Here is a 16,632-nt window from a genome sequence, read left to right on the forward strand (position 1 = left end):
CACATGAAAAATTATCTGGATTCGATAATCTTGAGGAGTGCGGTGATCTTGTCTGCTATAGCTTTTATAGCCTTATGGCCTCATACTGGTGGGTGTGCAGTGGCCGCGGAGACTGCGAACCTCGCGTGGAGCAAAGAGGAAATAGCGGTTATCCGCTCGCTCTGGATAGGGTCTCTTCCCCCTCTGCCGAAAGACCCATCCAATGCCTTCGCCGATGATCCCAGGGCAAGAGCCCTCGGCAAAAGACTCTTCTTCGATCCTCGGTTCAGTGGAAACCTGAAAGTTTCCTGTGCCACCTGTCATAGACCCGATATGAATTTTACCGACGACCTCCCCATCGCACATGGTATGGGCTCAACAGCGAGGAGATCAATGCCTCTTATTGGCGTTGCCTACAACTCGTGGTTTTTCTGGGACGGAAGAAAGGATAGTCTCTGGTCACAAGCTCTGGGGCCTATCGAAAGCACCGTAGAGCATGGATTTACCAGAACGGCATGCGCTTTTTTGATCAGTAAGAATTATCGGAGCGAATATGAAGAAATTTTCGGTAAATTGCCGGACATTACCAATGCAGTAGCAACTCCCGCAACTGAGGACGTTGCTGTTCTGAAGACATGGGTATCAATGCCCCAGGACAAAAGGGATGAGGTGAATCGCATCTATGCAAACATGGGTAAGGCGATCGCCGCTTACGTGCGGACAATTGTGCCGGGGCCTTCACGCTTTGACAGATATGCTGAGGCCCTTCTCAAGAAAGATACCGCTGCAATGGCAATATCTCTAAGCCCTCAGGAAGTGAATGGTCTCAGGCTTTTTATCGGTAAAGCAAAATGCACCAATTGTCATAGCGGACCTCTCTTTACCAACGGCGACTTTCACAATACTGGTGTGCCCACGCCTGCAAAAATGTCTTACGATAAGGGACGCGCAGATTGCATAAGAAAGGTTCTTTCTGATGAGTTCAATTGTCTTGGCAGGTATAGTGATGCCGGCCCTCGGGATTGCGCCGAATTGCGGTTCTCGGATACCAAGACAGAAAAATATGACGGGGCCTTCAAAACGCCAACGCTAAGAAATGTTGCTGAAAGGGCCCCCTACATGCATGCGGGGCAATTCGCGACTCTGAGGGAAGTCCTGGAGTTTTATCGTCGCTCGAAAAGCCATGAACTTGATCACAGCACGCTGAGTGACGAAGAATTGAGGCAGCTTGAGGCATTTCTTCGTTCCTTGAGCGGCCCCATAGTAACGATATATTAATGAACAAGCACTTGATTTCCATTTAATCCAACGTGTCAAAGTGTATTGAATATTAGGAGCAAGCGACGGTGGCTAAGGCTTAAATGCCAAAGAGGGCTATATATGCATCTTTCTCAGCCTGGCATACCTCGTAAACAGACCATGACGGCTGACCTCTCTCACAAAACCCAGGGCCTCAAAAGCCGCGATGGTCTTTTCCATCGCTCTCCTGTCCACCTCGACCGTAGGTTCGTAGATCGATAGGAGCCCTTTCGTCTTCACCGCCCTGCTGATATTCCACGCCGCGTCATCCTTACTGCTCACCTCATGGAAACTGTAATACATGAGGCAGACATCAGCGACCTCTTCCCCCATGTCATACGTTGCCATGTCAGCGGCAATGATATCGATCTTGTCTCCAAAGCGCCGAACCCTCTCTACCAGTCTGTCCACCATGCCTTTCTGCAATTCCACCGCATAGACCTTTTTCGCACGTGCAGCAAGGACCTCGGTAAAGAAGCCGTTTCCCGACCCCACCTCAAGGACCACAGAGTCAGGGGTAACCCCGGACTCCTCGAGGATCTTCATCCGGTCTGTCAACACCTTCCTGAGAGGATTGTAGAGGATAAACGAAAGCGATGGGGGACAAACATGTGACATGCTAACCTGCGGGGATGCCGGATCTGTCTTCGCTCCAGATCGTAACAGCTTCTGACTCAGGGGCTGCCGGTCTCCCGGGACAGACCTTTTTCACTTCGGCCCTTGTGCTTCTACCTTTGCCTCGGACTGCTTCGCAACAACAACGAGCACGTAGTTTTCGGGATCGAGATATTTTCTGGCAGCCCTGAGCACGTCATCCTTCGTGACCGCCTTTATATACCGGGGATATTTCTCAACATAGTCGTCGCCGAGGCCGTAAAATTCGACGCCGGCCACAAAATCGGCAATCTTCCTGTTCGTCTCGAGCCTCCTCGGAAAGCTCCCGGTCATGTACGCCTTTGCGTCATCGAGTTCCTGATCCGAAACCGGTTCGGACCGAATCCTTCCGATCTGCTTCAACGCTTCGGAAATGACCATATTCGCCGAGGCATTCTTTGTCTGGACGCCCACTTCAAAGAGACCGGCGTATTTGTCGGGCTGGAAGAGACTGTGGATATCATAGGCAAGTCCAAGTTCGTCTCGGACAGTCTCCATCAGTCTCGATGAAAACCCTCCACCCCCGAGGATATAGTTCATGACCGAGACGGCATAGTAGTCAGGATTGTTCCTGCTTATCCCCTCATGCCCGAGGAGGATATTTGCCTGGGTCAGGTCCCTGTCAATGAGGACCGTCTTCTTTTCGTGCTTCCCTTTCTGGACCGTCACCCCCTGTGGAATTTCGGCAGGCTTCCATTCAGAGAGAAAGCGGTCGATAAGGCCCGTTAACTCGGCATCGCTGATATCCCCGACGACAGCGAGGATGGCGTTGTTCGGCCTGTAGAAAAGTCCGTAGAACTTCTCGATATCCCCTTTCCTGATGGCGTCGACGGTTTCAATGCTCCCTCGCACGAGCCTTCCGTAAGGGAGGTCGCCGAAGACCGCCTTCTTGAAGGCCCGCGACGCGAGGAAGGACGGGTCTTCTTCGCTCTGTCTCAGGGAGCCCTTCAGGACTTCCTTACTCCGTTTGATCTCTTCTTCAGGGAACGTGGGGTTGAGGAGGACGTCGGACAGGAGTTCGAACCCCTTTTCCACGTCTTTCTTCAGGACAGAGAGGGTGATGGTGGTAAAATCATCGTCCGTTGACATCCCAAGGGACGCGCCGATGAATTCTATCTCCTCGCTGATTTCATTCGACGTGCGCTTTTTCGTGCCCTCCGTAAGAAGCTCAGCCGTCAGGTTTGCGAGGCCCGCCTTGTCAGGAGTCTCGTGGAGAGGACTTGCCTTCACGAGAAGCGTGGCCATCACGATGGGCAGATTGTGCCGCTCCACATGGAGGACCAACAAGCCGTTCGGAAGCGTCGTCCTCTTCACATCGAGGCCGAAGGCATCGCTCAGAAGGAGCAGATGAGCAGTGATGAGCAGCGCCACGAAGATGAAGAGTGCGCCCTGCTTCTTTTTCACCTTTTCACTTTTCACTTTCCCCTTCCTTAAGCGGCACGAGCACCCCGACGGTCCTGTTGTCTTCAGTCAGATATTTCTGAGCTACCCTCTGCACGTCAGCAGGCTTCACCTTCCTGATCCCTTCGAGATAGGAATCAATCAGCTTCCAGCCGCCCAAGACCTCGAACATGCCCAGCTGCATGGCCTGCCGGTAGAGGGAGTCCTGCCCGAAGATAAAGGACGCCTCGATCTGGTTCTTGGCCTTCTGCACCTCTTTTTCGGAAGGAGGGTTATTCTTGATCTTCTCGATCTCAGCAGTGAGGGCCTGCTCGAGATCCGATATCTCCCTCCCCGGCGCAGCAGTCCCCCACAACAGAAAAAGGAAGGGGTCTCTGTCCATCCCGCTGTAGTCAGCACCGGCGTTCAGGGCCAGCTTCTTTTCATAGATCAGTTCTCTGTAGATCCTTGAACTCTTGCCTCCTGAAAGAATCGTACTCAAGACCTCCAGTCCCGAGCTGTCTCCGTGAGGAAAACTCGGCGTATGATACCCAAGGAGAACATAGGGCAGTTCCGCCTCTTTCTTGAGATTGATCCTTTTTTCACCCCTCTGGACCGGCTCCTGGGAGACTGTCGGTTCCTGGACACCGCTCTTCTTCATATCTCCAAAAGCTGCCTTGATCTTCCTCATGATCTCGTCGGCCCTTACATCTCCCGCTACCACGATGAAGGCATTGTCCGGGGCATAGTATTTCTTGTAATGGCTGTAAAGGTCGTCCCTTTGGAACGACCGGATGTCGGACATCCAGCCGATGACCGGTCTGCGGTAAGGATGGCTCATGAACGCAGTGGCAACGAATTCTTCATAGAGGGCGTTCTGGGGATCATCGTCATAGCGGAGCCTCCGCTCTTCCATCACAACATCCCTTTCCGCCAGGGTCTCCTTTGGGTCCAGAATGAGGTTGATCATCCTGTCCGATTCAAGGTCGATGGAGAGACCGATCCTGTCCGAGGCGAGGGTCTGGAAATACATGGTGTAATCTTTGGAGGTCATGGCGTTGTCAACACCGCCGTTTCTCTGGACGAGCTTGGAAAAGACCTTTGAACCGTACTTTGGAGTCCCCTTGAACATCATGTGTTCGAGGAAGTGGCTTAATCCTGATTTCCCCGATACTTCATCTCTCGAACCGACCCGGTACCAGATCTGGAAGGTCGCCAGCGGCACCTTATGGTCCTCGCTGACGAGTACCTTCAGGCCGTTATCGAGGTGATATTCTTCTACGCCGGCAGAGAGGACAGGAGACACCGGGAGAAGGATCGCCACCGTTAAGAGAAGAATCATCATGAATCTTTTCATGAATAACTATACCAAAAACCGGGGAGTGCTGACAAACATACGAACCCGAAAAAGGGCAGGTCCTTCACCACAGAGAGACTCGGAGATACCAACTATCTGTCGAACACGTCTCTATTACCACCTGGGTGAATCACACGCTCTGAGCTTTTCTCTTGTTTGTCAGCTCAGTGCCTCTGCGTCTCGGTGGTTAATACTCCCTTACGATCAATCATCGCCTGAGATCACCACCAATAGGGGTAATAGGGATAGCGATAAAAGGGGTCTCCGTAGTACGGGTAGTAAGGAGCGTAATAATAGTATGGCGGCCAGGGATAGGAGTACCATTGCGCCCAGAGGTAGAGGTCCTTTATTGCAAAGAAGGGGAAAAGATATGCTGCCTCATCGATTGTGCCCTCTCGCGTTCCGATGAACTCCGCTGCGAGGGTAACCTCTCTTCCCTGACTGTAGATCAGGGGATCGAGGAATCCCTGTTCCTTTGGATAGAGGGCCAGAAACCTCCCGTCTGAGGGCCCGAACCCCTTCAGATAGCCCCGTGGATCTACACGAACAGAGAGCGCCTCGATGAGCGACCCTTCAGAAGTGATCTTTGTCTGAGCGATTATTCCGCCGAAGACAAAAAGCTTCCCCTGATATGGGCCGGGATTCTTCCTCAGCTCGTTCATGGAGAAGTCCCGGATGGCGCTTTCCATAAGGTCCTTTCTCAGGACAGGGGCACAGGAGAGAAGAGACGCCGAGAGGACGAAGACAATGATGATTAACGGCTTCCTCATGATTTCAGTTTACTTCATTGAGGGAAGATGTCAAGGCAATTTCCTCTGCAGAGAAGAGATCAGAGACCCTGTCAGGTCTCCCTTGGGATTGAGGCGACGGGCTTGTCCGTGTTATAGTACATTCGCTCTAACCTGATCCGGCTGCGCAGCAAAAACGAATTTATTCGGCACCGCTAAGGAGGTTCCGGTTCTATGCTGATTGTCCAGAAATACGGCGGCACATCTGTTGCCAATGTGGAGAGGATAAAAGCCGTTGCGGAACGTGTCGTGGGGACCGCACGGGAGGGGCACAGGATTGTGGTCGTGGTCTCTGCCATGGCCGGCGAGACAGACAAATTAATCAGCCTTGCCCACCAGGTCTCCTCCAATCCCCCGGAGCGGGAGATGGATCTCCTCCTTTCATCGGGGGAAAGGATCACGAGCGCCCTCACGGCTATGGCCATTGAGGAACTCGGTCAGAAGGCCATGGCCTTCACCGGCAGACAGGTGGGGATCATAACCGATGCCGTTCATACGAAGGCAAAGATCGAGAAGATAACGGGAGAGCGGGTAAAGCAGGCCCTTGACGGAGGATATGTCATTGTTATCGCAGGCTTCCAGGGGATCACCGAGAATGAGGACGTCACGACACTCGGAAGAGGCGGCTCCGACCTCTCTGCTGTTGCCGTGGCTGCGGCCTTGGATGCGGACGCCTGCGAAATCTATACCGATGTCGACGGAGTCTATACCACAGACCCCAATATCGTCCCCGAGGCGAGGAAACTGGAGAAGATCTCCTATGAGGAGATGCTCGAACTGGCGAGTCTTGGCGCAAAGGTGCTCCAGACAAGGTCTGTGGAGTTCGCCATGAAATATGAGGTGCCTGTGGTTGTGAGGTCAAGCTTTAATAATAATCCCGGAACCCTCGTTACCAAGGAGGATGCTGATATGGAAGAGGTTGTGGTATCAGGAGTTGCATACGACAAAAACCAGGCCAAGATCACGGTGGCAGGGGTTCCCGACAAGCCCGGGATCGCAGCTCAACTCTTCAAGGGGATCGCCGATGCCGGCATCGTCGTTGATATGATCGTCCAGAATGTGGGCAGCGACGGAAAGGCGACGGACATCTCCTTTACCGTGCCGAAGACGGACAGCAAGAAGGCGGTAAAACTCAGCGAGGAGATCGGAAAGGGTTTCGGCGCAAAGGGCGTCACCCTGAGAGAAGATATCGCGAAGATATCGATCGTGGGTGTCGGCATGAGGACCCATTCCGGTGTCGCCGCAAAGATGTTCGAAACCCTCGCCAGGCACGGAGTGAACATCATGATGATAAGCACCTCTGAGGTCAAGGTGTCGTGCATCATAGAGGCGAAATATACCGAGCTTGCCGTAAGGGTCCTGCATGATGCCTTCGGCCTTTCGGCAAAGGGATAAGGAAGGCGATGCGTCGTATCGAGATCTATGATACAACCCTGAGGGACGGCTCACAGGCAGAGGAGATATCCCTCTCCCTGGAGGACAAGCTGCGGATCACCGAGAAGCTCGACGAGCTCGGAGTGCACTATATCGAAGGGGGATGGCCCGGCGCCAACCCCAAGGACCTGGAGTATTTCAAGAGGGTCGACAGGTTACGGTTGCGAAATGCGAAGATCGTCGCCTTTGGTGCAACTCATAAACCGAAAAAGAGACCCGAGAACGATGAGACGCTGAGAGGCCTCATCGACGCCAACACCTCCATAATAACCATATATGGGAAGACCTGGGACTTTCATGTCAGAGAGGCGCTGAAGATAGAACTCGAAGAGAACATCGAGATCATACACGACTCTGTAACCTACCTGAAGAGACACGCGGAAAAGGTCTTCTTTGACGCAGAACATTTCTTTGACGGGTACATAAGAAATCCCGAATACGCCGTCAAGTGTCTTGCCGCTGCCCTCCACGCTGGGGCAGATTGTCTCGTCCTTTGCGACACGAATGGAGGGATGATGACATCGAGCATCAAGAAGGTCGTAAGAACGGTAACGAAGAAATTCAGCGCGCCCATCGGGATCCACGTGCATAATGATGGTGATTGCGCTGTGGCAAACTCCGTTGTGGCTGTTGAGGAAGGCGCATCCCAGGTCCAGGGGACGATCAATGGCTTTGGAGAGCGGTGCGGCAACGCAAATCTCGTCTCAATCATACCGAACCTCCAGCTGAAGTTCGGGATGCAGTGCATCAGCCCTGAACAGTTGAAAAAGCTCAGGGACATCTCGAGATTTGTTTACGAGATCGCGAACCTGAGGCACTTCAAGCATCAGCCGTACACCGGAGACAGTGCCTTTGCCCACAAGGCAGGGATGCATGTGAGCGCCATCAGGAAGCGACCTGAGACATACGAACATATCGTACCCGAACTCGTGGGGAATACCCAGCGGGTCCTTTTATCGGACCAGGCCGGCAAGAGCAATATCCTGAGGAAGGCTGAGGAATTCGGGATAAAACTGTCGAGCGATTCTCCGCAGCTCCAGGAAATAGTCACGAAGCTGAAGGACCTGGAGAATCAGGGGTATCAGTTTGAGGGGGCAGAGGCGTCTTTCGAGCTCATCATGAAAAAGGCCCTCGGCCTTCACAGGAGGTTTTTTGACCTTATCGAGTTCAGGGTGATCGTTGAGAAGAGGACGAAGAAAGAAGAACCGATCAGCGAGGCTACGATAAAACTCAAGATCGCAAATGATATCGAACATACCGTTGCCGAGAGTAAGAAGGGCCCTGTCAATGCCATTGACAAGGCCCTGAGAAAGGCCCTCGATAAATCGTATTCCCGGCAGCTCAAGGATGTCCGGCTCCTCGATTATAAGGTCCGGGTGTTGACCGCGGGGAAAGGCACGAGCGCCAAGGTTCGCGTTCTTGTCGAGTCCGGTGACAGAGAGAACCGGTGGGGGACGGTAGGCGTTTCAGAAAATATCATTGAAGCATCGTACCAGGCACTCGTTGACAGCATTGAATATAAGCTTCTGAAAGAAGGACTGTAACCAGTTGCATTGAGAAAGGAAGGCAGGCACGCCTCAAAGTCTTTTATAATGCGGTCCCATATTATTACCTGCCTTCCCCGGAGCTCGTGTTTTAGGCAAGTTAAAGTAAAGACCGACCTGATATTATCAAAAGAAGGAGGAACGAATGATTACTGTTTACTATGACAAGGATGCCCAGCTCGACATTCTTAAGGGAAGGAAGATATGTATCATGGGATACGGAAGCCAGGGTCATGCCCATGCGAACAACCTCAGGGACAGCGGAATGGATGTCATGATCGGTCTCAGAAAGGGATCGAGCTGGGACAAGGCGGCGGCTGCTGGCTTTACGGTTATGACACCTTCGGAGGCGGCAAAGGTCGCCGACATCATCATGATCCTCCTCCCCGACGAATTCCAGGGTGACGTGTTTAAGACGGAGATAGGGCCGAACATGAAGAGAGGCGCATACCTTGCCTTTGCCCACGGGTTCAACATCCACTTCGGGCAGATCGTCCCGCCCGCCGAGACAAATGTCTTCATGGCTGCTCCGAAAGGACCGGGACACCTTGTGAGGTCCGAATATACGAAGGGCAGCGGTGTGCCCTGTTTGATTGCGATACACCAGGACCCCTCCCGGAATACCAAGGATATCGCCCTTGCCTACGCATCCGCCATAGGCGGAGGGAGAGCGGGCATCATAGAAACGACCTTCAGGGAAGAGACAGAGACCGATCTTTTCGGAGAACAGGCAGTGCTCTGCGGCGGGATCACCTCGCTCATCCAGGCCGGGTTCGAGACCCTTGTTGAAGCCGGTTATGCTCCGGAGATGGCGTATTTTGAATGCCTCCATGAGGTGAAGCTCATTGTCGACCTCATCTACGAAGGCGGCATCTCGAACATGAGATATTCCATAAGCAACACGGCCCAGTACGGCGATCTCACGAGAGGTCCCCGGATCGTCACGGAAGAGACGAAGCGGGAGATGAAGAAGATCCTCGGGGAGATACAGGATGGCGTCTTTGCCAGGGAGTGGATTCTGGAGTGCAAGGCGAACAAGCCGGTTTTCAATGCGTTGACGCGAAAGGGCGAGGCCCATCCCATTGAAGAGGTCGGAGGCAGGTTGAGGGCGATGATGCCGTGGCTCAAGAAGGGAAAGCTCGTAGACAAGTCAAAGGCATGAAACAGGAGGTTGCGTTTGAGGTAAAGGCCAATGATGGGGTTAAGACCGGACTGATTTCTTTTCAGCCTTCACCATAGCCTTTGCCCTGAGCTCTTATCGGCATATGCTTAAATTCGCTCCCGAAGGCTATCCCTTTATTCTGGGGTTCCTCGTTATTACGGTCCTCGTCGCCCTCTTTGCGCCGTGGGCTGCTGTGCTGCCCCTTCTCCTGACCTTTTTCATGGCCTATTTTTTCAGAGACCCTGAGAGGGCAATTCCTGAAAAGGAGAACGCCCTGGTATCTCCTGCAGACGGTAAGGTGATCCTGATTCAGCAGGTGCGTGAAGACCAGTTTCTCAGGGGCGAGGCAGTCGAGATCAGCATCTTTATGTCACCGTTGAATGTCCACGTCAACAGGGCGCCATGCGACGGCGTCGTCGAATCCGTGGTGCATACGAGCGGAAGATTCCTTTCTGCCTTCAAGCACGAGGCATCCCTTCAGAACGAGAATATTGCGATGGTCCTCAGGACGGCCTACGGCGGAATCCTCGTTCGTCAGGTCGCGGGATTCCTTGCCAGACGCGCGGTCTGCAGGGTAAGAGAAGGGGCCCCCCTCCGGAGGGGTGAACGTTACGGGATCATAAAGTTCAGTTCAAGGCTCGATGTCTACGTTCCGAAGGAGACACGGATCATGGTCACATTGGGAGACAGGGTGAAGGCTGGAGAGACGATCTTGGGGGAGATTCCGCAGCGGACCTTCTGAGGAGCAGGGAGACTGGAGAAACCGCCTCCTCCCCCCAGGCTTATCAACTTCAAGAATATTACCGGTCCGGACATTGAGGTGACTGTGGTACGGAGTTGTCTGTTTCTACTATAATGATGGTAAGGTACGATGGCACCTGAACAGAGAAAGGATATGACCGAGCGGCCGAAGAAGGGTATTTACCTTCTGCCCAATACCCTCACCCTCTGCGGGATGTTCTGCGGATTCTTTGCCATCATGTCTGCCATAAACGGCAACTTCCTCAATGCGGCCTGGGCAGTGCTTCTCGCAAACATCTTTGACGGCCTTGACGGATGGATCGCCCGTTTGACGAACACATCGACAAGATTCGGTATAGAACTCGACTCACTCTCCGATCTCGTAGCCTTCGGTGTGGCTCCTGCTGTCATGATGTACAAATGGGCACTGACCCCTTTCGGGAGGCTCGGCTGGGGGGCGGCCTTCCTCTTCGTTGCATGCGGCGCACTGAGACTTGCGCGGTTCAATATCCAGACAGGGGCCCCAGGACCGAAGTCTTTCAAAGGAATGCCGATACCCGCAGCCGCGACAATCCTCTCGACGATCGTCATTTTCTATTACGAGTTCAGGACTGGATTGCCTGAGACGAACATCTTCTACCCGATCATTACCATCATCCTCTCGTTGCTCATGGTGAGCACGCTCAGATATCACGGGCTGAAGGAGATCGACTTCAGGGAGAAAAAACCCTTCTGGTTCCTTATCGTCTTCGTGCTGATCCTCTTCATTATGCTCATTCATCCCTCGACGGCGATCTTCATCTTTGCAATGTCATACCTCCTTTGGGGTATAATCGAAAATAGTGTGTTGTTCATGAGGAAGAGAAGGTTGAAGAAGAAAGAACAACTCGAAGGAGCCGAGATCAATGAGACTCGTCAGGATATTTGATACCACCCTCCGTGACGGCGAACAGTCGCCGGGCGCATCCATGAATGTGGATGAAAAACTTCAGGTGGCAAAGCAGCTCGTGAAATTAGGCGTGGATATCATCGAGGCCGGCTTTCCCATAGCGTCACCCGGCGATTTTGACGCAGTGAAACGGATTGCCGCAGAGATACGGGGAGCGACCATTGCCGGACTTGCGAGGGCAAAGGAAGAAGACATCAGGACAGCCTGGGAGGCGATAAAAGATGCCCCTCAGAAGCGCATCCATACGTTTCACTCGACATCGGATATCCACCTGAAATATCAATTCAGGGTAAGCCGAGAAGAGGCCCTGAAGAGATCCGTCGAGATGGTGAAGCTTGCACGGAGTCTTGCAGAGGATGTCGAGTTTTCTCCCATGGATGCGACGAGAACGGAAATACCCTACCTCCTCGATGTTGTCGAGGCAGTAATCGAGGCCGGCGCTTCCACGGTCAATATCCCTGACACCGTCGGATATACCACTCCCGCTGAATTCGGCGACATGATCAGGAAGGTTAAGGAACGGATCGGGGACAGGGCGGTAATCTCCGTCCATTGTCATAACGACCTCGGTCTCGCTGTTGCGAATTCACTCTCGGCCATCAAGAACGGGGCAGGACAGGTTGAATGTACCATAAACGGCATAGGAGAGCGGGCCGGGAACTGTTCCATGGAAGAGGTCGTGATGAACCTCGCAACGCGAAAGGACTTTTACCAGGCCAGAACGAATATCAATACGCGAGAGATCATCCGCACGAGCAGGCTTCTCACCAGGATTACGGGGATCACGGTGCAGCCGAACAAGGCGATTGTGGGAGCAAACGCCTTTTCCCATGAATCAGGCATCCATCAGGACGGGCTTTTGAAGGAGAAGATGACTTACGAGATCATGCGGCCCGAAGATGTCGGACTGAAACAGACGGAGCTCGTGCTCGGAAAGCATTCAGGCAGGCATGCATTCAAGGAACGGCTCCATGAACTCGGATACGAACTCAGCACCGAAGAGATAGAGACGGCCTTCAAGAAGTTCAAACACCTTGCGGACCAGAAGAAGGATATCTTTGACGAGGATGTCGCAGCCCTCGTCTCTGAGGAGGTTTCGAAGATCCCTGAGATCTATGGTCTCGTTGAGCTTTCAATAACAAGCGGTACGACTATAAAGCCGACGGCCTCTCTGAGACTGAAAGTAAACGGTGAAGTCATAGACAGGATTGAACACGGAGACGGCCCTGTGGATGCGGTGTACAAGGCGATTGCCGCCATCACGAAGACAAAGAGCAGTCTCTTGAAGTTTGAGGTCAAGGGCATTACCGGCGGGACCGACGCCCTCGGCGAGGTCATGGTCTCTCTCGAGGAAGACGGTGTGAAGGTGAGGGGGCAAGGGGCTGATACCGATATCCTCGTAGCTTCTGCAAAGGCTTACATCAACGCTTTGAACAAACTGGCCGCTCGGAAGAAATAGACCGACACCTTCGTCGAATCCGGGATCTGATGCCTATTTACCCGTTATGAGGCAAAATATAAACTTCGGTACCTAACAGACGCAGAAATCTCGTAAGTAAGAGAACGCGACTTTTTCCTGTATCGCGCAACAGTTTCGATGTCCTGAATCTGTTGCTTTCCGGTCGTAGACCCTCAGAATCTGGGAATCAAATCATTCAAAATATTTTTGAAAAATTTCGAACGGCACCAACTGGGGCACAATTATTCTGTTGAGGATAGTCAGTGCAGCTTGTTAGTGTCAGACTGGCACTGGTGGGTGATGTCAGGGTGAATGTCCCAGTAAACGACTTTGCTATATTACCGTTTGCTTCACTAGTGAGTATCAAAGATAACTGAGCAGTCGTGCCATCAAACGGTCCGAAAAGGGGCCACCAATCAGCCATATACCCTCCCCATAAATCCAACATCGTAAAAAGTATAGCCCCTCCGTTCACTCTTGACATGGCAACCACCGGGCAATTTTGATCCGAACATATCCAGACTCCGTCAGCATCGGCAGCATGTACGGTGGTAACTACTGACAGCAAACCAAACAGCACTAAGACCAATAATACTTTTTTCATAACGATTGTGCCCTCCTGAGATATTTTTTCTTTTACTCCCTAGTCTGCTTGTAAAATAAGCGATAGCCATTTCTGATAAATAAGTTATTCCTACTTTCCCTCCCTTCTCTTAGCAACTATTCAGTGGTTCCGAGCTTTACACTTACAGGCGGTTTGTTCCTGTCCGAATATCTATCCTTCGGCAGTTATTTTTGGCTTTGTCGGAAACGCCTCTAATTGATCAAGTTGTACCAGAAAAACATGCCTTTGTCAACTTGAAACTATACCCATCAAAGCTATTTATGATTGTAGTTTTAGCTTAATGAAATGTAAGGAACTCTTATGATGTTCATCTCGGAAATCGGAAAGAAAGGCTCTACAATCGCAAAGTTATGAGCGCGAAACGAACAATTACATCAACAGTATTCTAAATCTATGAGGATGAGTGTTTGCGAATATAGCCTTTCTCAGGAGACTTTTTTTCCCGGAACTACTTCGACTAGATTCAGGCAAAGCTACCCGTGCCATGTGTGAGGCAGTCCTTAACGTCTTTCCCGATTCTCCGAAAGTGTTCAGTTTCGGTGGAAGGAAAGGCTCAATTATTGGAATCTTCTATAATATTCAGAAAGGAGGGTTACGGAGGCCCAACTTTTCTTGGGAAGACTTCCGCACCGTAGTACTCACACCTCTTTTAATGTGCATACCAACTGCCCCCACCGCCATGCTTTCAGACCGTCAAGGTTACCGGTAACAAGATTCCGCAGTGCGGCTACAAATGAGGCTACCCTATTATGTGTCGATGAAGAATCCAATGACACCGTTCCGTAGCAGCCAAGCAGCCATACACATAATTGACAAAGAGGAAAAAGAGGACTAGAATATCGCCAAGGGGGAGGTTACATGCGCCTTCATGATGCATTTGCCAATCGCATCTTATTATTGCTTTATCACCATCCATTCAGTGCTTACAGACGATTTCTCGTAGCTGTTCTGTTACTTTTTGCTGCTTGGTCTCTCCTCCTGTTCTGTCCTCGGTTGTTGTTAGCCGAGCCTCTTTCAGGGTCACATGATTCTTCGTCGGAAAGATTGATGATGCAGGGCATGAGGTCTTTCGAACGAGGCGCATTTGAAGAGGCTGTTCACTTTTGGAAAGAAGCTGAAGAATTATACGAAAAGAGAGAGGAGATCGGCAGACAGAGCGAAGCGCTTGTCTTTCTGTCCCAGGCATATCAGTCCCTTGGCCTGACCCGTGAGGCGCTCAGGTGCCTCGAATCTGCTGAAATCCTTGCACAGAAGTCCGGTGATGCCGTGAGGATAGCCTCTGCCCTCGCCAGCCTCGGTAACGTGTATATCGCCACAGGGCCAGAGGACAAGGCCAATGAATATTTGAATAGAAGCCTTGCTATGGCGAAGGAATTGCAGGATTTCAGACTGTCGGCTACAATCCTGAATAACCTGGGAAACCTTTTTATGACTCAGAAAAAGTATCGTGAAGCCGGCGACGCCTATCAAGAAAGCATAACCTATGCGACGAAGTTCGATAAACGTTCATTGACTGCCATAGCTGCCACCAATGCCGCAATGGCATTGGTTCAAGAAAGACGGTATTCGGAAGCAAAAACACTTCTCGATGGGACAGCAGACATTATCGGGGGGCTCGATGATTCTCATGAGAAGGTATACGCATTGATCAATGCCGGTCTTACCTATGCTGATCTTCGGTCACATCTTCCCGGTGAGAAGGACGTCCTCTTGCAACGCTCTTCTCAGATGTTTCACTTAGCGGTGAGTTCGGCAGAGGCGATTGGTGATCTCCGTGGGGAGTCGTATGCTTTGGGTTATCTTGGAAAACTTTACGAGGACGAACGCCAATATGAGGAAGCCCTTGGGCTGACCCATCGGGCAGTATTTACGGCCCAGTTGGTGAACGTACCTGAATCGCTTTATCTTTGGCAGTGGCAAGCCGGACGTCTGCTCAAGGCGATGGGGAAGATTGATGATGCAATTCCAGCGTATAGAAATGCGCTGCAGACTCTTCAGGCTATTCGCCAGGAGATGTCACAATGCTATGGAAGGACAAAACTATCATTCCGTGAGTCTGTGGGACCGCTCTATTTTGAGTTCGTTGATCTCCTCCTTCAGCGGGCGGCCGCGATGCAGGGAAAAGAGGAATATGAGCCTTATCTCCTTGAAGCCAGAGAGACGGTGGAGTCGCTCAAGATTGCAGAATTGCGGGATTATTTTCAAGATGATTGCTTCGATGTCGCAAGAACAAGAATTACAAGGCTTGACCTCGTCTCAAAGACGGCGGTCGTGGTCTATCCAATAGTCCTTCAAGACCGGACCGAGTTGTTGGTGAGCCTTCCGAGCGGCCTGAAGAGGATTTCTGTGGGTGTTGGAGAACGTGCCCTTGCCCAGGAAGTCAGGCAGTTTCGCTCGACACTTGAGAAGCGTACTACCAGGGAATATCTCCCCCATGCCCAAAGACTTTACGACTTGCTTATCCGGCCTCTCGAGCCAGACCTGCGACAGGTCACTACCGATACCCTTGTGTTTGTGCCTGATGGTCCACTCCGGACGATTCCGATGGCAGCACTTCATGACGGCAAGGAATTCCTGGTGGAGAAGTATGCGATAGCGGTCACACCCGGTCTCAATCTCACTGATCCCCGCGCCCTTAATCGTGAGCAGATTAAGATGCTGGCAGCGGGTCTTACGGATGCTGTGCAGGGATTCCCGCCCTTGCCGGATGTATCTTCGGAACTGCAGGCCCTTCGAGGCATCTACCCGGGTGACATCCTCCTCAATCAGAATTTTCTTATCGCTTCCATGGAGAAGGAACTGAAGGATAAGCAGTTCTCGATCGTGCATATCGCCTCCCATGGGCAATTTGAAAGCGAGATCAGTAAGACTTTTCTGCTCACCTTCGACGACAAACTGACTATGGACCAACTTGACCGATTTATTGGGTTTTTCCGTTTTCGTAATGAACCGTTGGAATTGTTGACGTTGAGCGCCTGTGAAACGGCCGTAGGCGATGACCGCGCGGCCCTTGGCCTCGCCGGTGTTGCAGTCAAAGCCGGTGCAAGAAGCGCCCTTGCGACACTCTGGCACATCAATGACCGGGCCGCCTCACTTCTCGTTGATGAGTTTTATCGACAACTCCAGGATCCATCGGTCTCGAGAACCTCAGCTCTCCGAAATGCGCAGAGAAAACTCCTCGGTCATGCATGGTATCAGCATCCCGGCTATTGGTCTCCGTTCCTTCTCATCAATAACTGGTTATAGTCGTGGCCATAGGAA

Annotated in this window: 13 protein-coding genes; 8 read left to right on the top strand and 5 right to left on the bottom strand. The window is 51.9% G+C overall.

From position 1 onward, the window contains the following. Positions 1-3: 3 nt before the first annotated feature. The gene (locus VFG09_06790) at positions 4-1,257 is read left to right on the top strand and encodes a cytochrome c peroxidase (protein ID HET6514852.1); all 1,254 of its coding nucleotides are present in this window, start codon (positions 4-6) and stop codon (positions 1,255-1,257) included. Positions 1,258-1,353: 96 nt separating this feature from the next. Here VFG09_06790 and VFG09_06795 read toward each other — a convergent pair whose 3' ends face one another. The 4 genes from VFG09_06795 to VFG09_06810 all read right to left on the bottom strand — a co-directional run bounded on the left by VFG09_06795 (position 1,354) and on the right by VFG09_06810 (position 5,439). Continuing rightward, complete coding sequence (locus tag VFG09_06795) at positions 1,354-1,824, bottom strand: class I SAM-dependent methyltransferase (protein ID HET6514853.1); 471 nt, start codon at positions 1,822-1,824, stop codon at positions 1,354-1,356. A gap of 162 nt (positions 1,825-1,986) precedes the next feature. Further along, positions 1,987-3,351 carry a pitrilysin family protein gene (locus tag VFG09_06800; protein ID HET6514854.1) on the bottom strand — a complete coding sequence of 455 codons (1,365 nt, stop codon included), beginning with the start codon at positions 3,349-3,351 and terminating at the stop codon, positions 1,987-1,989. Next, on the bottom strand, positions 3,341-4,657 hold the full coding sequence (locus tag VFG09_06805) for a pitrilysin family protein (protein ID HET6514855.1): 1,317 nt from the start codon (positions 4,655-4,657) through the stop codon (positions 3,341-3,343). Before VFG09_06805 ends, VFG09_06800 begins: the two co-directional genes overlap by 11 nt. Positions 4,658-4,890: 233 nt before the next feature. Continuing rightward, positions 4,891-5,439 carry a Slp family lipoprotein gene (locus VFG09_06810; protein HET6514856.1) on the bottom strand — a complete coding sequence of 183 codons (549 nt, stop codon included), beginning with the start codon at positions 5,437-5,439 and terminating at the stop codon, positions 4,891-4,893. Positions 5,440-5,631: 192 nt separating this feature from the next. Between VFG09_06810 and VFG09_06815 the strand changes: the two genes are divergently transcribed. The 6 genes from VFG09_06815 (at position 5,632) to VFG09_06840 (ending at position 12,746) form a co-directional block, all read left to right on the top strand. Next, positions 5,632-6,852 carry an aspartate kinase gene (locus tag VFG09_06815; GenBank protein HET6514857.1) on the top strand — a complete coding sequence of 407 codons (1,221 nt, stop codon included), beginning with the start codon at positions 5,632-5,634 and terminating at the stop codon, positions 6,850-6,852. Positions 6,853-6,860: 8 nt separating this feature from the next. Beyond that, entirely contained in the window at positions 6,861-8,435 is a 1,575-nt protein-coding gene (gene cimA, locus VFG09_06820; protein ID HET6514858.1) for a citramalate synthase, read from the top strand. 145 nt (positions 8,436-8,580) lie between these two features. After that, on the top strand, positions 8,581-9,597 hold the full coding sequence (gene ilvC / locus VFG09_06825; protein ID HET6514859.1) for a ketol-acid reductoisomerase: 1,017 nt from the start codon (positions 8,581-8,583) through the stop codon (positions 9,595-9,597). A 103-nt stretch (positions 9,598-9,700) separates the two neighbouring features. Next, complete coding sequence (locus VFG09_06830) at positions 9,701-10,339, top strand: phosphatidylserine decarboxylase family protein (protein ID HET6514860.1); 639 nt, start codon at positions 9,701-9,703, stop codon at positions 10,337-10,339. Positions 10,340-10,468: 129 nt separating this feature from the next. Continuing rightward, on the top strand, positions 10,469-11,266 hold the full coding sequence (gene pssA, locus VFG09_06835; GenBank protein ID HET6514861.1) for a CDP-diacylglycerol--serine O-phosphatidyltransferase: 798 nt from the start codon (positions 10,469-10,471) through the stop codon (positions 11,264-11,266). Further along, positions 11,244-12,746, top strand: a complete 1,503-nt coding sequence (locus tag VFG09_06840; GenBank protein ID HET6514862.1) for a 2-isopropylmalate synthase — start codon at positions 11,244-11,246, stop codon at positions 12,744-12,746. The genes pssA and VFG09_06840 overlap by 23 nt, the downstream gene beginning before the upstream one ends. A gap of 196 nt (positions 12,747-12,942) precedes the next feature. On the opposite strand, the gene VFG09_06845 is transcribed toward VFG09_06840, so the two are convergent. Then, positions 12,943-13,350, bottom strand: coding sequence for a hypothetical protein (locus tag VFG09_06845; protein HET6514863.1), 408 nt, complete (start codon positions 13,348-13,350; stop codon positions 12,943-12,945). A gap of 1,080 nt (positions 13,351-14,430) precedes the next feature. On the opposite strand from VFG09_06845, the gene VFG09_06850 reads away from it, so the two are divergent. Continuing rightward, entirely contained in the window at positions 14,431-16,617 is a 2,187-nt protein-coding gene (locus VFG09_06850; protein ID HET6514864.1) for a CHAT domain-containing protein, read from the top strand. Positions 16,618-16,632 lie beyond the last annotated feature (15 nt).

The organism is Thermodesulfovibrionales bacterium (assembly GCA_035686305.1).
In the GTDB taxonomy this organism is placed as follows: domain Bacteria; phylum Nitrospirota; class Thermodesulfovibrionia; order Thermodesulfovibrionales; family UBA9159; genus DASRZP01.